Origin of the sequence: Gordonia spumicola, assembly GCF_009932475.1 — a bacterium.
Classification (GTDB): Bacteria; Actinomycetota; Actinomycetes; order Mycobacteriales; family Mycobacteriaceae; genus Gordonia; species Gordonia spumicola.
Window position 1 is genome coordinate 1,888,183 of record NZ_BJOV01000005.1, and the last position, 16,519, is coordinate 1,904,701.

Consider the following 16,519-nt stretch of genomic DNA (forward strand, 5'->3'; position numbering starts at 1 on the left):
GTTCGGTTCCGCGACACGCGCAGGACGTCAGGACTTCTCCAAATACTGCGCACGGGACGGCAGGAGGACAGCGTCGACGAGATCGGCGAGCGCCGGATGATCCGCCAGGGCCCGGTCGGCCGCGACGATCGACTCCGACAACGCGCGGGCGTCGGCGATCACCTCGACGTCGTCGAGCAGGGACAGGAAGTGCAACGACGACTTCCCACCCGACTGCAATGACCCGAGCACGTCGCCTTCCCGGCGTTGCCGCAGGTCGACGAGCGCGAGTTCGAAACCGTCGTTCGACTTCTCGACCGCTCGCAGCCTCTCCATCGACTGCGACATCTCGTTCGCCGACGTCATCAGCAGACAGAGGCCCGCGTGTCCGCCTCGTCCGACACGACCGCGGAGCTGGTGCAGCTGACTCACGCCGAACCGCTCGGCGTTGACGATCGCCATCATCGTCGCATTGGGCACGTCGACGCCGACCTCGATGACCGTGGTCGCGACGAGGACGTCGATCTCACCGCGCGTGAACGCGTCCATCACGTCGTTCTTGTCGTCCGCGTGCATCCGGCCGTGCAGGACGCCGATCCGACGCCCGGGCAGCCACCGAGTCTCCAACAGTTCGGCCTGCTGGAGGACCGAGACCGTGTCGTCCTCCTTCTCCGGCTCGTCCTTCTTCGAGGACTTCTTCTTCGGCTTCGACTCCTCGTCGCCGATCCGGGTGCACACCACGTACACCTGCCGTCCGGCGTCGATCTCCTCGCCGGCCCGAGCCCACGCCCGGTCGATCCACCTGGCGTTGCTCATCGGCACCACGCTCGTCGTGATCGGCTGACGGCCGCGCGGGAGTTCGGTCATCACCGAGGTCTCGAGATCGCCGAACGTGGTCATCGCCACCGTCCGCGGGATCGGTGTCGCCGTCATCACCAAGAAATGCGGACGCTTGTCGTCGCGCCCCTTGGTGCGGAGGACGTCACGCTGTTCGACGCCGAACCGATGCTGCTCGTCGACCACGACCATGCCGAGGTCGAAGAACTCGACGTTCTCCTCCAGCAGTGCGTGCGTGCCGATCAGGATCCCGGCGTCGCCGGTCACCGCGTCGAGCAGGGTTGTCCGTTTCGCCGCGGTGTTCAACGACCCGGTCAGGAGTCCGACGCGGGTGGCCCCGTCCGCGGCGCCCAGTTCGCCGCCGCGCGCGAGATCGCCGAGCATCGTCATCACGGTCCGGTAGTGCTGTGCGGCGAGCACCTCGGTCGGCGCGAGGATCACGCACTGGTGGCCGTTGTCGACGACGCGCAGCATCGCCAGCAGCGACACCAGGGTCTTCCCCGAACCCACCTCGCCCTGCAGCAGGCGGTTCATCGGATGCGCGACGGCCAGGTCGGAGCCGATCTCCTCGATCACCGTCTTCTGTCCGTCGGTCAGCTCGAACGGCAGTCGGGCAAGCAACTGGTCCTCCAGGCCGCCCGGCACGTGAACGGACACCGTCGACTTTTCGGCGCCCTGATCGGCGCGCTTCTGCGCGAGCGCGGTCTGCACGGCGAGCGCCTCGTCGAACTTCAACCGCTCGCGCGCCCGATCGATCGACTCCATCGACTCCGGCAGGTGGACGTGGCGGATGGCCTCGTCGCTCGTGATCAGGCCGCGTCCGGTGCGCTGGGCCTCGGTGAGCGGGTCGGCGGCCGGCAGCGTGTCGCCGAGCACGTGCCGAACGGCCCGCCAGATCTCCCACGTCTGCACGTCGCGCGTGGCCGGGTACATCGGGATGATCGACCGACGGAAGCTCTCGACGTCGTCGGAGGTTCCCGTCGACACCTCTTGTTCCTTGTCTGAGTCGATCTCGTCGGCGAGGAGTTCCTCCATCATGCCGGTGCCTCGGACGTCGACGCCGTCGTCGGGCAGCACCAGCCAGTCCGGATGCGACAGTTGAACCTGATTGTTGAAGTACTTCACCTTGCCCGCGAGCGCCACCCGCACCCCGGGTTTGAGCACGTGTTTGATGTAGCCCGCGTTGAAGAAACTGGCCTCGTACTTCCGGTTGCTGTCCGCGACGACGATCTTGAGGAACTTCCCGTACCTCCGCTTCATCGTGATCATCTGGGCGTGTTCGACACGCCCGATGACGGTGATCCACTCGTCCGGCTCGGGCCGCTCGGCCGACGACGCCTGACCTTGCCGGATGTAGCGGCGCGGAACGTACCGCAGCAGTTCGCCGACGGTAGTCAGCTCGAGGCCTGCCAGCTTCTCGACCAGCTTCGTGTCGAGGTCGGTCTCGGCGAGCGGCGTCGTGTTGGTGAGCATCATTCGACGCCGACCTGCATCAGGTGCGAGGTCTGACCGGTCTCGTGCACTTCGAGTTCGATGCCGCTGTGGTGTTTGCGGATGTGCTCCTCGATGGCGGCGCGCGTGTCGTCGTCGAGGTTGCCGCCCGCAAGGACGCTGACCATCTCGCCGCCGGTGGCGAGCATCAGGTCGAGCAGGGCGGTCGCGGCGTCGGACGGCTCCTTGCCGATGACGAGCACGTCCGACCCGATGAGCCCGAGGGTGTCGCCGACGTCGCAGGTGCCCGCGAGCGTGGTGATCCTGCTCGGCGAGATCACCAGCGATCCCCACCTGGTGGCAGCGGCCGCCTCGGCCATCGCGAAGGCGTCGACGTCGGGCTCCTCGCCCGGATCGTGGACGGCCATCGCCGACAGGCACTGCACCATCGACAAGGTCGGGAGGAACACGACCGACCGCTGCGTCGACCGGGCGTCGGCTCCGACCGCGACCAGGTCTTGCGACGACATCATCCCGTTTCCCATGACGATCACGTGTGCGCTGTCCGTGGCCCGGATGGCCTCGGCCAGCGTCGCCGAATGGACTCCGTGGTCGGCACGCACGACGGAGGCCCCTGCGGCGGCGAACAGTTCCTCCGCGCCGTCGCCCGTGACGAGCACGACGACGGCGCGTTTGAATCGCGGCGGCGGCTCGTTCGCTCCGGGAGCGGCCTTCAGCGCGTCGAGCACGAAGCAGCTGATCCGGATGTCCCGGATGTCGCCGAGTGCCAGTCCGGCCTCGACCGCCGCCCCCGGCTCGTCGGTGTGCACGTGCACCGAGAAGCGTTCCGACACATCGGAGCTGTCACCGACGATCACGATCGAGTCGCCCAGTTCACCGAGCCTGTCGCGCAGGCCCGCGATCTGCTTCGCGTCCGCGCCCTCCAGCAGGTACATCACCTCGAAAGCGGTGTCGCCGTCGGCCGAGCACGACTGATCCACCAATCCGCCGGGGCCGACGGTCGACCCGCGGTAGACGCGCCGTTTGTTGGCGACGCCGGTGACGACCGAGACCATGGCGTCGACGATGGCGAGGAATCCACGCGCACCCGCGTCGACGACGCCTGCGTTCGCGAGTTCGGGCATCTGCTCGGTCGTCAGGTCCAGGGCCTCGGCCGAGTCGTCGGCGATGGCGCGGACGAGGTCGGCCGGCGACTGGGCGATGTGCGCCGAGGCCGTCGCCGCGGCGACCTTCAGCAGGGTGAGGACGGTGCCCTCCCGCGGTTCGCTGACCGCGCGTCGCGCGGACAGCGCCGCGAGCCGGAGACCGTTGGTGCAGAGTCTGTTGAAGCTCAGATCGTCTTCGGCGATGCCGAGGTCGGCGGCGTCGGCGAGTCCGACGAAGAGCTGCGCGAGGATCACGCCCGAATTGCCCCGTGCGTTGGACACGCAGCCGTCGGCGAGCGCGCGGGTGACCGTCGAGAGGTCGGCGTCGGACGCCGTCTCATCGAGCACCGCGACCGCCCCGGCCATCGTGTTCGCCATGTTGCTTCCGGTGTCCGAATCGGGAATCGGGAACACGTTGAGATCGTTGATCTCCCCGCGGATGGCGGAGAGTCCCGCCGCGCACGCGTGCGCCCAGTCCCGGATCAGCTGCGGGTTGACCGCGTTCGCACTCTTCGTCATACGTCCACCAGCACTCTCTCGCGCACACGACCACGTCTGCCATCGGCGCCTGCGGCCGATGCGAGTTGTGCCTGAAAGGGTACCGTCGACCCCCGACACTCCCGTGGATCACCGGCGGTCCACGGACCGATTTGGCCCCGACAGGTCGAACCGGTTACTCTTGTCGGGTTGCCCGTCGGCGGTGAGGGACATCCATGTCTCCGCGATCGACCGGGCAAGACCACGATCAAAGATTTCTACCAAGGAGTTCGCTATGGCTGCCGTTTGTGACGTTTGCGCCAAGGGCCCCGGCTTCGGCAAGTCGGTCTCGCACTCGCACCGCCGCACCAACCGCCGCTGGAACCCGAACATCCAGTCCGTGCGCGTCGAGGTCGCTCCGGGCAACAAGAAGCGCAAGAACGTGTGCACCTCGTGCCTGAAGGCCGGCAAGGTCAACGCCTGATTCGCTCAGCCTTTCGACTTTCGAGAACGCCGTCCGGGTTCGCCCGGGCGGCGTTCTCGTCGTCTGCCGTCCACCGTAGACTCCGGGAATGACCTCTCCCGCTTCGGAACTCATCACGCTCGACGCCGACGGCGTCCTCACGCTGCCCGTCTCGACCGCCGACAACGGCACGGCACTCGACCACGACTTGATCCTCGCCGGAACGCGGGCCCTCCTCGAGGTGACGCGCGGCGTACGGGAGGCGGGCGCGATACTCCTGACCGGCACGGGCAAGAACTTCTGCGCGGGCGGCAACGTCGCACGGTTCGCCGCCGCGGACGATCGCGGCGAGTACCTTCGCGGGCTGGCCGACGACCTGCACTACTTCATCAAGGTGCTCTATCAGACGCGGGTGCCCGTCGTGGCCGCCGTCAGCGGTTGGGCCGCCGGCGCGGGTATGAGTCTGGTCCTGCACGCCGACATCGCGATCGGCGGAACCGGCACCCGACTGCGTCCGGCCTACCCCGGCATCGGGCTCTCGCCCGACGGCGGAATGTCATGGGCGCTCCCCCGCACCGTCGGCGCGGCCCGCGCTCGGCACATCATCATGACCGATCAGATCCTCGATGCTCAGCGCGCACTCGACCTCGGCATCCTGGCCGAGGTGGTCGACGACGCCGATGTCGCCTCCACCGCACAGGCGACCGCGGCGACACTCGCCGCGGGTCCGCGCGGATCGTTCGCCGCCGTCCGCGACCTCGTCCACGCGTCCGCGGGCCGGACTCTCACCGATCAGATGGACGCCGAGTCGGCGTCCATCGCGGGCCTGTCGGTGACGTCCGAGGGCGTCGAGGGCGTCGACGCGTTCCTTGCCAAGCGCGCTCCCGACTTCCGCGGGGTGCGCTGACCACGTCTCGACTGCGCTCGACGGACCGGCGGTCGCGTCTCGAGGAACGCGACACTACGGAAGGCGCCAGTCGACGGGGTCGGCTCCGAGGTCGAGGAGCTCCTCGTTGGCGCGGCTGAACGGCTTGGAGCCGAAGAAGCCGCGGGATGCCGACAGCGGCGACGGGTGCACCGACTCGATGGTCGGCACGTCGGGCAGCCACTCGGTGAGACTGCGGGCGTCGTTGCCCCACAGGATCGCCACCAGCGGCTCATCGCGAGACGCCAACGCCCGGATGGCGCACTCGGTGACCGCCTCCCAGCCCTTGCGGCGGTGCGAACCGGCGTCGCCCGGCGCGACCGTGAGCACCCGGTTGAGCAGTAGGACACCCGCGTCCGCCCACGGGGTGAGGTCGCCGTTGGTCGGCTGCGGATAGCCGAGGTCGGAGCAGTACTCGGCGTAGATGTTCTGCAACGACCGCGGGATGGGCCGGACCTCGGGCGCGACGGAGAAGCTCAGCCCGACGGCGTGCCCCGGCGTCGGATACGGGTCCTGTCCGACGATGAGGACGCGGACGTCGTCGAACGGCTGCGTGAACGCCCGCAGGACGTTCTTGCCCGCGGGCAGGTATCCGCGTCCGGCCGCGTTCTCCGCGCGCAGGAAGTCGCCCATCGCGGCGATCACGTCCTCCACGGGTGCGAGCGCCCGCGCCCATCCCGGGTCGAGGAGGTCGATGAGCGGGGTGCGTGCCATCAGTCGATCCTTCGCAGGTTGTCGCGGTAGAACTGGGCGTTCTGGAAGTACAGCTCGGTGTTCTGAGCGACGTGTCCCTCGGGGACGACGTGTCCTTCCCGGATCTTCGCGGGGACGCCGAGGGCCATCGACCGGTCGGGCATCGTGAAGCCGTACGGGACCACCGCGCCCGCGCCGACGACCGAACCGGCTCCGATCGTCGACCCGTTGAGGACCACCGAGCCGGACGCGATCAGACAGTCGTCGCCGATCGTCGCACCCTCGATGTGCGCGTTGTGGCCGACGACGCATCCGGCCCCGATGACGGTCGCGTCGACGAACGTGCAGTGGATGACGGTGCCGTCCTGGATGTTGGTGCGGGCGCCGATCGAAATGGTCCCGTAGTCGCCGCGGAGCACGGCTCCGGGCCACACGGACACACCGTCGCCGAGCGTCACCGCGCCGATCACCGTCGCGTCTGGATGGATGAACACGTCGTCACCGAGAGTCGGCTCGCGATCGCCGAGCGCATAGACAGCCATGCGTCGATCTAAGCACTCGATCAGGTCTCGGTGAACGACTGCCAGCCCCGAACGGCGCCGACGGGCTCGCCGTCCACGTGGGCTCCGCTCCCCTCGGACACCGCTCCGATCACGACCCAGCCGGCCGGCACGGCTCCGGCGGTGAACGTCGCCAGCAGGACGTGGTCCTCGCCGCCGCCGAGCGCCCACCGCACCGGGTCGACGCCGAGTGCCGCGCCCGCGGCGTCCAACCAGTCGGCCCGGGGGACGGCTGCCGAGTCGACGTCGAGCCGGACGCCCGACGACGCGGCCACCGTGACGATCTCCTCCACGAGGCCGTCGGACACGTCCGTCATCGCGGAGACGCCGGTGCGGGCCGCGGTGGGACCCGCGGTGAGATCGGGCTGTGGGAGCCGGTACGCGGCGACGGCCTCGGCGTGATCGACGACGAGCGACGGGTCGGCCCCGTGCTCGGTTGCGGCGAGGACAGCGAGCCCGGCCGCCGCGCCCCCGAGCGGGCCGCTGACCGCGAGCACGTCGCCCGGCCGCGCCCCGGCGAGGGTCGCGGGCGCGACGTCGTCGAGGACGCCGATCGCGGTGACCGTGATGACGACCGTCGGCGACGACACCAGGTCGCCGCCGAGCACCCGTGCGTCGTACGCGTGGGTCTGTCCGACGATGCCCGCGTTGAGGGCGAGGAGACGGTCGACGGCCGTCTCCGGGGGGCAGCCGATCGACACTGTCACGCCGGTGAGTCGTCCGCCCATGGCGGCGATGTCGGCCGCGCTCTGGACCACGGCGCGGGCGCCGATCTGATCGGGCGTCGACCAGTCGAACCGGAAGTGCCTGCCCGCGACGGCGGTGTCGGTGCTGACCACGACCGGGCCCTGCGCGAGGAACACCGCGGCATCGTCGCCCGACCCGATCACCACGTCGTCCGTCCGCGTGCGGGTCGCGGCCCGCGTGAACCGCGCGATCAGTTCGCGTTCGCCGATCTCGCCCACAGTCGTCACGGCCCGATCCTACGGGCCCGCACCGGCAGTCCTACGCTGGACGCATGGCGACTACCCCCGATGACGACGACGTCCGCGCGGACGCACGACTGAGCCCGGCGCTGATCGCGACGCTCGTGGCCGTTCCGGTCGCGGTGATCGCCCTCTTCATCACCTTCGCGGCGATCAAGGGTTCGCGGCACGCCGACCCCGATCCGATCCCCGTCGACAGCTATTCGACGACAGGCGCCGAGGGGGCGGACAAGTGTCCGGCATTCATCGACCTGCTGCCGGACGCCCTCGGCGATTTCGGCGGCAAGACCGTCGACGGGACGACCGTTCGGTGGACGAAGGACGACTCCGAACCGATCGTGCTTCGGTGCGGCGTCACCCGGCCCGGCGAACTCGCCCCGACGAGTTCATTGCAGGTGATCGATCCGGTGCAGTGGTTCATGACCGACACCATCGAGGGTCGCGGCCAGGTGTACGTGTGCGTCGATCATCGCCCGTACATCGCGATGTGGGTCCCCGCCGGGGCGGGCAACGCGCCGATCACCGACGTGTCGAACCTGATAGCGAAGCATCTCGTCCGTGCCCCTCTCGACTTCGGAAAGTAGCGCCATGCCTGCACCGCTCGCTCGCGGCCAGAACGTCACCTTGCCCGCCGCCGCCGGTCGACTCACGATCACGGTGAGCGGCGCGAACGCCGACATCCTCGCCTTCGCCCTGCGCGAGGATCGGCGGGTCCGGTCGGACGCCGACTTCGTGTTCTTCAATCAACCGCGGTCGCCCGAGGGCTCGATCACGTTGGACGGCCCGTCTCAGGTCACCGTTCATCTCGGCGCGATTCCCGCCGATGTCGAGCGCGTCGCGATCGCCGTCGCTGCCGACACGCCGTTGTCGTCGTCGCCCGTGACGACCACGATCGCCTGCGACGACGGGTCGGTGATCGTCGCCCCGGCCGAGGGACTCACGACCGAGCAGGCGGCGATCCTCGTCGAGGTGTACCGCCGGAACGGCCAGTGGAAGGTCCGCAGCGAGTCCGCCGGTTGGACCGCGGGTTTCGCGGCCCTCGTCCGCGAACTCGGTGTCACGGTCGACGAGGAGCCCGCCCCGTCAGCGCCCGCCCCCGCGCCTGCGGCCCCGCAGCCGCCTGCCGCCCCGACCGTCCGCATGGTCAAGGGCGAGGAGAAACTGTCGCTCGAGAAGCGGCAGACGCTGAACCTGCGCAAGGAGGCCGTCCACAAAGTCCTGCTGACCAAGGGCGCGGCGGGTGCGACGGCCCGCGTGATCATGGTGATCGACAAGACCGGATCGATGTCGTCGCTGTATCGGCGGGGCACGGTCCGCCGGGCCGTCGAGCGCATGGTTCCGGTGGCGACGCAGCTCGACAGCGACGGCGCTCTCGAGGCCTACCTGTACGCGAAGTCGTACGTGAAGCTACCGGACGTGACGGTCGCCGAGGCCGATCTGTGGATCGACACGTTCGTCCACCTCAACGGCACGCACGGCGCCCCGTTGTCCGCACCGATCGAGTACAAGCGCATCGGCGCGGTCAACGAGGAACTGCCGATCATGCAGGCGATCCTCAACGATCTGCCCGACCGCCAGCCCGTCCTGGTGCTGTTCTTCACCGACGGCGGCTTCTACTCGAAGGTCCCGCTGATCAGGAGTCTCATCGGCGACGCCGCGCGCCTCCCGGTGTTCTGGCAGTTCATCGGGCTCGGGAAGAACAACTTCGGCGTCCTCACCGAGCTCGACACCCTGGCCGGACGCGTCGTCGACAACGCGGGATTCTTCCAGATCGACGACCTCGACCGCATCAGCGACGCCGATCTCTACGCCCGTCTCCTCGGCGAGTTCCCCGACTGGCTCCGCGCCGCCCGCGCGCAACGGATCATCGACTGACTCACGCCCCGAGCATCGCTTCCCGCTCACGGACTGTCCGTGGTCGGGAAGCGAGAGCAGGAGCGGGAAGGAACCGACGGCGTCAGCCGCGTCCTTCGTACACTTCCGGTTTGGGGCTGCGGCCGAGGAGTGCGACGGCCATCTCCTGGACCGTCATGCCTTCGTTGCAGACCTGGTAGACGGCTTCGGTGAGGGGCATCTCGACGCCGTGCTGCTGCCCGAGAGCACGGACCGAGCGGCACGACTTCACGCCCTCGGCGACCTGGCCGTTGGTCGCGGCCTGCGCTTCGTCGAGGGTGGCGCCTTCGCCGAGGCGTGCGCCGAACGTCCGGTTGCGCGACAGCGGCGACGAGCAGGTCGCGACGAGGTCGCCGATGCCCGCGAGGCCCGCGAGGGTCGTGATGTCGGCGCCGAGCGCGGCGCCCAGGCGGATCGTCTCGGCGAGGCCTCGGGTGATGATGGTGGCGATCGTGTTCTGGCCGTAGCCCATGCCCGCCGCGATTCCGCAGGCCAACGCGATGACGTTCTTCGCGGCGCCGCCGATCTCGGTGCCGACGACGTCGGTGTTGGTGTACGGGCGGAAGTAGCCCGTCGCGAACGCCTCCTGCACGCGTTTGGCCTGATCCTCGTCGACGCACGCGATGACCGTCGCCGCGGGCTGCTCCTGAGCGACCTCCTTCGCGAGGTTCGGGCCCGACAGCACCGCGATCTGACGCGCCGGGAATCCGCTGACCTCGGCGATCACCTCGCTCATCCGCTTCCCGGTGCTCACCTCGACACCCTTCGCCAGCGACAGCAGGATCGCGTCGGGCGACAGGTGCTCGAGCCACTGCGCGAGGTTGTCGCGCAACGACTGCGACGGCACCGCGCACACGACGAGCTCGCGGTCGGCGAGGGCGGCCGCCGGATCGCTGACCGCGGTCAGGTTCGCGGGCAGGGTGACGCCGGGCAGGTAGTCGCCGTTCTCGTGACCGGTGGTGATCTGTTCGGCCAGTTCGGGGCGCCGCGCCCACATGACGACGTCGTTGCCCGCATCGGCGAGGACTTTCGCCACCGCCGTGCCCCACGATCCGGAACCCATCACCACAGCACGCACACGCACTCCTCTGCCGATCCTCGTTGCAAGTGGTGACCAGCCTAGTCGGACGCCACCGGCCGATCGGGAGAATCACCCGAGCCGACGTCGGCCGAACACATGCTGCACCATGGTCGACATGCGAGTTCCATCCACGCTCGACGACGCGGCGGTCGTGCTCGCGGTGAAGGCGCTCGACGACGCCAAGAGCAGACTGCGCCCGCTTCCGCGCGCGCACGACGACCGTCCGACGCTGGTCGCGGCCATGCTGGCCGACACGTTGGACGCGGTCACCGCGATCGGGCCACGACGAGTCGTCGTCGTCAGCCCGGACGCCAGGGTCCACGAGATCGCCGCCGGTGCCGGGGCCACCGCCGTCGACGAGCCGGTCGACGCGCCCGCGGGGTGGACGCCGCTGAACGCCGCCCTCGCCCGCGGCGCGGCGGCGACCGACGCCTCGGTGATCGTCTACCTGCAGGCCGACCTGCCCGCCCTCGGTCCGGACTCGCTGCGCGCCGCGCTGGACGCCGCGGCCAGCCTCGACGACGCGCCCGCCGCGTTCGTCGCCGACCGCGACGGATCGGGCACCGCGATGCTCGTCGCCGTCCGCGGGTTCGCGCCGCTGTTCGGCGGCGGTTCGGCACGGGCGCACCGCGCCGCCGGCGCCGTCGAACTCGACCCCGACCGTCTCCGATGGCCCGACCTGCGGACCGACATCGACACCCCCGCCGACCTCGCCGCGGCCCGGTCGCTCGGCCTCGGTCCACGGACCCGACACGCCCTCGGCGGCTGACCCGCCGTCGGCGAGACAACCCGCGAACCATGCGGCACAATGATCCGGTGAGCCCAGCTGACGACATCGACGACGAGTCCCTCGCCGACCTGCCCGCGGCACTCCCCGCGGAGACCGTGGTCCCCGATCTCGACGCGGACCTCCCCGAGGACCGCTACCTGAACCGCGAGCTGAGTTGGCTCGACTTCAACTCGCGGGTCCTCGCGCTGGCCGAGGACGTGTCGATGCCGCTCCTCGAACGGGCCAAGTTCCTGGCGATCTTCGCGTCCAACCTCGACGAGTTCTTCATGGTCCGAGTCGCCGGACTCAAACGCCGCGACGAGACCGGCCTGTCGGTCCGTTCCGCCGACGGACGGTCGCCGCGGGAGCAGCTGCAGATGATCGCCGCCCGGTCGCAGAAGATCGCCGCCCGACACGCAGGCGTGTTCCTCGAGTCGGTGACCCCGGCGTTGGCCGCCGAGAACATCCACATCGTCGAATGGGCCGATCTCACCGACGACCAGCGCAGGCGACTGCGCGAGCACTTCCACAACGAACTGTTCCCGGTCCTGACCCCGCTCGCGGTCGACCCCGCGCACCCGTTCCCCTACATCTCCGGCCTGAGCCTGAATCTCGCGGTGACGGTCCGCGACAGCGGCGACGCGGGCGAACACTTCGCCCGCGTCAAGGTTCCCGACAACGTGAGCCGCTTCATCCGCGTCGACTCCCTCACCGGCGAAGCGGACCGCATCGGCGAGGACGGAACCACTGCCGCCGCCCTGTTCCTGCCGCTGGAGAAGCTCATCGCGGCGAATCTGCAGGAGCTGTTCCCCGGCATGCAGATCGTCGACCACCACGTGTTCCGGGTGACGCGCAACGCCGACTTCGAGGTCGACGAGGACCGCGACGAGGATCTCCTGCAGGCCCTCGAGCGGGAACTCGCCCGGCGTCGTTTCGGTTCGCCGGTGCGCCTCGAGGTCGGCGAGGACATGAGCGAGCACATGCTCGAGATGCTCTTGCGCGAGCTCGACGTCGACCCGGCCGACGTCATCACCCTGCCCGGCCTGCTCGATCTGACCGGCCTGTGGCAGATCTACGGCATCGACCGTCCCGTCCTGAAGGAACGCCCGTTCGTCCCGAAGACGCACCCCGCGTTCGGTGAGCGTGAGACGCCCAAGAGCGTCTTCTCCACGCTCCGTGACGGCGACGTCCTCGTCCATCACCCGTACGACTCGTTCTCCACCAGTGTGGTCCGGTTCATCGAGCAGTCGGCCGCCGACCCGCAGGTCCTCGCCATCAAGCAGACGCTGTACCGCACGTCGGGCGACTCCCCCATCGTCAACGCGTTGATCGACGCGGCGGCCGCGGGAAAGCAGGTCGTCGCCCTCGTCGAGCTCAAGGCCCGTTTCGACGAGCAGGCGAACATCAAGTGGGCACGCAAACTCGAGCAGGCGGGTGTGCACGTGGTGTACGGCCTCGTCGGCCTCAAGACGCACTGCAAGACCTGCCTCGTGGTCCGGCGCGAAGGGTCGACGATCCGCCGCTACTGCCACATCGGCACCGGCAACTACAATCCCAAGACCGCGCGACTCTACGAAGACGTCGGCCTGTTCACCGCGGCGCCCGAGATCGGCGCCGACCTCACCGACCTGTTCAACACCCTCACCGGGTACTCCCGCAAACAGGACTACCGCAATCTGCTGGTGGCGCCCGCGGGCATCCGCAAGGGCATCGTCGAACGGATCAACGGTGAGATCGCGGCCCGTCAGGCCGGCGATGAGAACGCTCGCGTGCAGCTGAAGGCGAACGCGCTCGTCGACGAGAAGGTGATCGACGCCCTGTACCGCGCGTCGCAGGCAGGCGTCCCGGTGGACGTCATGGTCCGCGGCATCTGCGCCCTCAAGCCGGGCGTTCCGGGGATCAGCGACAACATCGTCGTCCGGTCGATCCTCGGCCAGTTCCTCGAACACTCGCGCATCCTGCACTTCGGATCGCAGGACGAGTACTGGATCGGCAGCGCCGACATGATGCACCGCAACCTGGACCGCCGGGTGGAGGTGATGGTGCAGGTTCGCGACCAGCGTCTGGTCGCCGATCTCCAGGACATCTTCGACTCGGCGATGGACCCGCGGACCCGCTGCTGGGAGCTGCGGGCCGACGGCGCGTGGGAGGCACTGCCCGCGGTCGGCGAGGAGGTCAGGGACCACCAACGGCGGATGGCGCAGCGCACGCGCCACCACCTGGAGCCGAACCCGGCCGGATGAGTTCGCCGCGGAGAGTCGTGTGGGCCGCCGGAGGCGTTCTCTGGCGGCACGGGGCCGTCGGCGTCGAGGTGGCGATCGTGCATCGTCCCCGCTACGACGACTGGTCGTTGCCCAAGGGCAAGGCCGAGCCCGGCGAGCTGCTGGTGGCGACCGCGGCCCGCGAGATCGTCGAGGAGACGGGGTACGAGGTTCGGATGGGCCATCGACTCTGCACCGTCGAGTACCGCCTCCACTCCGGCGCGCAGAAGAAGGTCGGGTATTGGGCGGTCGCGGCCGTGGGCGGCGACTTCGTGCCGAATCACGAGTGCGACGAACTGCGGTGGGTCGGGGTGGAGCAGGCGACCGCTCTCGTCAGCTACTCCGCCGACCGCCGTGTGCTGCACGACTTCGCGTCGGTGGACATCGTCGGTCTCCGCACGTTGATCCTGGTCCGCCACGCGAAAGCGGGCCGCAAGGCTCGGTACCGCGGCGACGACCGGCAGCGCCCGCTGGACGCCGAGGGACGACGCCAGGCCTCGGCCCTCGTCGACGTGCTCGGCCTGTACGGTGTGCACCGTCTCCACGCCGCCGACCGGCTGCGGTGCATTCAGACGCTCGAGCCGATGGCCGACGCGCTCCGCACGGACATCGTCACCGAACCGCTGTTGTCCGAGGAGGCCTACGCCGACGATCCGGACGCGGCGTTCGGACGGCTCCTCGCCATCGCCTCCCGCAGCGGCGGGGCCCTGCCCGAGTCGAAGGGCCCGGTGCACGCCGTCTGCAGTCAGGGCGGGGTCATCCCGCCCGTGCTCACTCGGTGGGCCGAACGCGACGGGGTGGACCTGCCCGCCTCGCGCAACCGGAAGGGCAGCGTGTGGGTGCTGACCTCGACCGGCGACGCCCTGATCTCGGTCGATCACATCCCGAGCCCGTTCGCCGACTAGTGTCCCGAACCATTAATCCGTTGCATAAATAGTCGTACCTTCATGCTGGTTGAGCCGGACCGGAGCGATAGCGGAGGGCCGAGTCGAAACCTGGTGAGGTCGGCTCGAACTCGGTGACATCGCTCAATGAATTCAATGGTCACGCCTGTTTCGTCGTGACGATTCAGCGTAGTCGGACTGCAGCTACAGCGAATGTCACCGGGTTTCGACACGACCCTCCGCTATCGCTCCGGCCCGGCTCAACCACCATTGGACTATGAATACTTATTCAACGGATTAACGGTTCGGCATACTAGGGCGCCCTGACTCTCAGGCTCCGACGGAGTTCAGCCACGCCGTCAACGCGGGCAGCGACAGGTACGCGACGGTGCCGTGATCGCCGTCGGCGGCCGAGTGGTAGGTGACGTTCATACCCTGCTGCTTCTCGTGCGCGACGAACCGCTCGGTGTCGGCGGGGAGCACGAGTTTGTCCTTCGCGCCCTGGGCGACGAAGAGCGGCGCGGTGAACGTCCGACCGCCCGCGGAGTTCTCTCGCAGGAGCGTCGCCCACGGTTCGACGCTCTCCGGGTTGTGGGCGAAGAACGTGCCGACGACCGGCGCGGCGATCCGGTGCAGCTCCTTGTTCTGGGTGAGCAGGCAGAGTGCGTTCATCTGCGGGAGTATCCCGATCGCCGCGGGCGTCAGGACGGTGTCGAGTCGTGCGCCTCGTCCCGCGTAGACCTGCGAGTACGCCGAGAACGCGTACGAGCCGATGGTGGTTCCGGACAGATCGTCGAGGTGACTGCCGAGCAGGGCGGTCAGATCGGCGGCGGGAGCGGCTACGGCGGCCGCCAGCACGGTCAGTTCTGGCGCGTAGGTCTTCGCGCGTTCGGCGGCGAACAGCACGGCCTGGCCGCCCTGCGAATGACCCCACAGGACGGTCTTCGAGCCCGCGTGCGCACCGTCGAGGGCACGCGCGGCACGGACGGAGTCGAGCACGCTGTTCCCCGCGGTCACGCCGACCAGATAGGAGTCGGGCCCTTCGGTCCCCATCCCGACGTAGTCGGTGGCGACGACGGTGTATCCACGGTCCAGCATCACGCGGATGCCTTCGACGTCGAGGTAGGGATCGAACATGCGCGACGGCGTGCATGCGTCGGCGACACCGGTCGTCGGGTGCGCCCACGCCAACACCGTCCGCCCGTCGTGCGGCGCGGTCCCGTCCGGCGTCGCGACGATGCCGGTCGCGACCACCGGTCGGCCGTCGACGTCTCGGGTGCGGTACATGATCCGCCACGCGGTGGTGCCGAGCAGCGCGCCGTCGAGCCGCTCACTGCGCACGAGGGTGCCGGGCGCGCCGTCGGCGGCGCCCTCCGGCTGGGTGTAGAACTCGGCGACGTGGTCGCGTTCCGCCTCGTCGCCGATGAGGCGGGGTCCGAGCATCACGGCGGCGATCGCCACGAGGGCGACGACCGCACCGAGGGCGGCCAGCAGCGTCGCCCGACCGAATCTGCGGGTCCGACCGAGCACCGGCACTCAGCTCCCCGACCGGAACGACGCGGTCACGTTCATTTCGAGGCGGCCTTCTTGGCCGCGCTCTTCGTGGCCGGAGCCTTCTTCGCTGCCGTCTTCTTGGCTGCCGTCTTCTTGGCTGCGGTCTTCTTGGCTGCGGTCTTCTTGGCTGCGGTCTTCTTCGCCGGACTCTTCTTCGCTGCGCTCTTCTTCGCGGGGGCCCGCTTCGCCGCCGCGGGCGCCTCTGGCTCCGGTGTCGCACGTTTGACGGCCGGCTGGTCGTCGGAGATCTCCTGATCCCCGGCGATGATCGCCTTGAACTGGGCTCCGGGCCGGAACGACGGGACGTCGGTCGCCTCCACGCGAACCGTCTCACCCGTCCGCGGATTCCGCGCGACGCGAGCCGCGCGCGACCGCTTCTCGAACACCCCGAATCCGGTGATCGTCACGCTCTCTCCACGGTGGACAGCCCGGACGATGGTGTCGATCAGCTGCTCGACCGCCGCCGTCGCGGTCTTGCGATCGGCGTCGAGGCGCTTGGTGAGTTCCTCGACGAGCTCTGCCTTGTTCATCCAAACCTCCGCGGATCACGCCGACCGGCC

At 69.2% G+C, this 16,519-nt stretch carries 15 protein-coding genes; 7 read left to right on the forward strand and 8 right to left on the reverse strand.

Annotation, left to right across the window (positions count from 1 at the left end; translation table 11 throughout):
• Positions 1–27: 27 nt before the first annotated feature.
• Positions 28–2,289 (reverse strand): ATP-dependent DNA helicase RecG, encoded by a 2,262-nt coding sequence (gene recG, locus GYB83_RS20045; protein WP_228461781.1) that lies wholly within the window; start codon positions 2,287–2,289, stop codon positions 28–30.
• Positions 2,289–3,932 carry a DAK2 domain-containing protein gene (locus tag GYB83_RS20050; protein ID WP_161897068.1) on the reverse strand — a complete coding sequence of 548 codons (1,644 nt, stop codon included), beginning with the start codon at positions 3,930–3,932 and terminating at the stop codon, positions 2,289–2,291. The genes recG and GYB83_RS20050 overlap by 1 nt, the downstream gene beginning before the upstream one ends.
• A gap of 253 nt (positions 3,933–4,185) precedes the next feature.
• Between GYB83_RS20050 and rpmB the strand changes: the two genes are divergently transcribed.
• Both rpmB and GYB83_RS20060 read left to right on the forward strand, forming a co-directional pair.
• On the forward strand, positions 4,186–4,374 hold the full coding sequence (rpmB, locus tag GYB83_RS20055; RefSeq protein ID WP_161897069.1) for a 50S ribosomal protein L28: 189 nt from the start codon (positions 4,186–4,188) through the stop codon (positions 4,372–4,374).
• 88 nt (positions 4,375–4,462) lie between these two features.
• A complete protein-coding gene (locus GYB83_RS20060; RefSeq protein ID WP_161897070.1) occupies positions 4,463–5,260 on the forward strand; it encodes an enoyl-CoA hydratase/isomerase family protein in 798 nt (265 codons plus the stop codon).
• A 54-nt stretch (positions 5,261–5,314) separates the two neighbouring features.
• Here the strand turns inward: GYB83_RS20060 and GYB83_RS20065 are convergent, their stop codons facing one another.
• Genes GYB83_RS20065 through thiL form a run of 3 tightly spaced genes read right to left on the reverse strand, consistent with a single transcriptional unit; the run spans position 5,315 to position 7,505 of the window.
• A complete protein-coding gene (locus GYB83_RS20065; RefSeq protein ID WP_161897071.1) occupies positions 5,315–5,992 on the reverse strand; it encodes a uracil-DNA glycosylase in 678 nt (225 codons plus the stop codon).
• Complete coding sequence (locus tag GYB83_RS20070; RefSeq protein ID WP_161897072.1) at positions 5,992–6,513, reverse strand: gamma carbonic anhydrase family protein; 522 nt, start codon at positions 6,511–6,513, stop codon at positions 5,992–5,994. The genes GYB83_RS20065 and GYB83_RS20070 overlap by 1 nt, the downstream gene beginning before the upstream one ends.
• A gap of 20 nt (positions 6,514–6,533) precedes the next feature.
• Positions 6,534–7,505, reverse strand: a complete 972-nt coding sequence (gene thiL, locus GYB83_RS20075) for a thiamine-phosphate kinase (RefSeq protein WP_161897073.1) — start codon at positions 7,503–7,505, stop codon at positions 6,534–6,536.
• A 44-nt stretch (positions 7,506–7,549) separates the two neighbouring features.
• Between thiL and GYB83_RS20080 the strand changes: the two genes are divergently transcribed.
• Both GYB83_RS20080 and GYB83_RS20085 read left to right on the forward strand, forming a co-directional pair.
• Positions 7,550–8,101 carry a DUF3515 domain-containing protein gene (locus GYB83_RS20080; protein ID WP_161897074.1) on the forward strand — a complete coding sequence of 184 codons (552 nt, stop codon included), beginning with the start codon at positions 7,550–7,552 and terminating at the stop codon, positions 8,099–8,101.
• Between the two features lie 4 nt (positions 8,102–8,105).
• On the forward strand, positions 8,106–9,392 hold the full coding sequence (locus GYB83_RS20085) for a vWA domain-containing protein (RefSeq protein ID WP_161897075.1): 1,287 nt from the start codon (positions 8,106–8,108) through the stop codon (positions 9,390–9,392).
• An 82-nt stretch (positions 9,393–9,474) separates the two neighbouring features.
• Here the strand turns inward: GYB83_RS20085 and GYB83_RS20090 are convergent, their stop codons facing one another.
• A complete protein-coding gene (locus GYB83_RS20090) occupies positions 9,475–10,488 on the reverse strand; it encodes an NAD(P)H-dependent glycerol-3-phosphate dehydrogenase (RefSeq protein ID WP_161897076.1) in 1,014 nt (337 codons plus the stop codon).
• 118 nt (positions 10,489–10,606) lie between these two features.
• Between GYB83_RS20090 and cofC the strand changes: the two genes are divergently transcribed.
• Genes cofC through GYB83_RS20105 form a run of 3 tightly spaced genes read left to right on the forward strand, consistent with a single transcriptional unit; the run spans position 10,607 to position 14,426 of the window.
• Entirely contained in the window at positions 10,607–11,260 is a 654-nt protein-coding gene (cofC, locus tag GYB83_RS20095; protein WP_228461651.1) for a 2-phospho-L-lactate guanylyltransferase, read from the forward strand.
• A 47-nt stretch (positions 11,261–11,307) separates the two neighbouring features.
• Positions 11,308–13,503, forward strand: a complete 2,196-nt coding sequence (locus GYB83_RS20100) for an RNA degradosome polyphosphate kinase (RefSeq protein WP_371865269.1) — start codon at positions 11,308–11,310, stop codon at positions 13,501–13,503.
• Positions 13,500–14,426, forward strand: a complete 927-nt coding sequence (locus GYB83_RS20105; protein ID WP_161897079.1) for an NUDIX hydrolase — start codon at positions 13,500–13,502, stop codon at positions 14,424–14,426. The genes GYB83_RS20100 and GYB83_RS20105 overlap by 4 nt, the downstream gene beginning before the upstream one ends.
• Positions 14,427–14,735: 309 nt before the next feature.
• On the opposite strand, the gene GYB83_RS20110 is transcribed toward GYB83_RS20105, so the two are convergent.
• Both GYB83_RS20110 and GYB83_RS20115 read right to left on the reverse strand, forming a co-directional pair.
• Positions 14,736–15,935: an alpha/beta fold hydrolase gene (locus GYB83_RS20110; protein ID WP_228461653.1), complete on the reverse strand. Its 1,200-nt coding sequence runs from the start codon at positions 15,933–15,935 to the stop codon at positions 14,736–14,738.
• A gap of 38 nt (positions 15,936–15,973) precedes the next feature.
• The gene (locus GYB83_RS20115) at positions 15,974–16,489 is read right to left on the reverse strand and encodes an HU family DNA-binding protein (protein ID WP_161897080.1); all 516 of its coding nucleotides are present in this window, start codon (positions 16,487–16,489) and stop codon (positions 15,974–15,976) included.
• Positions 16,490–16,519 lie beyond the last annotated feature (30 nt).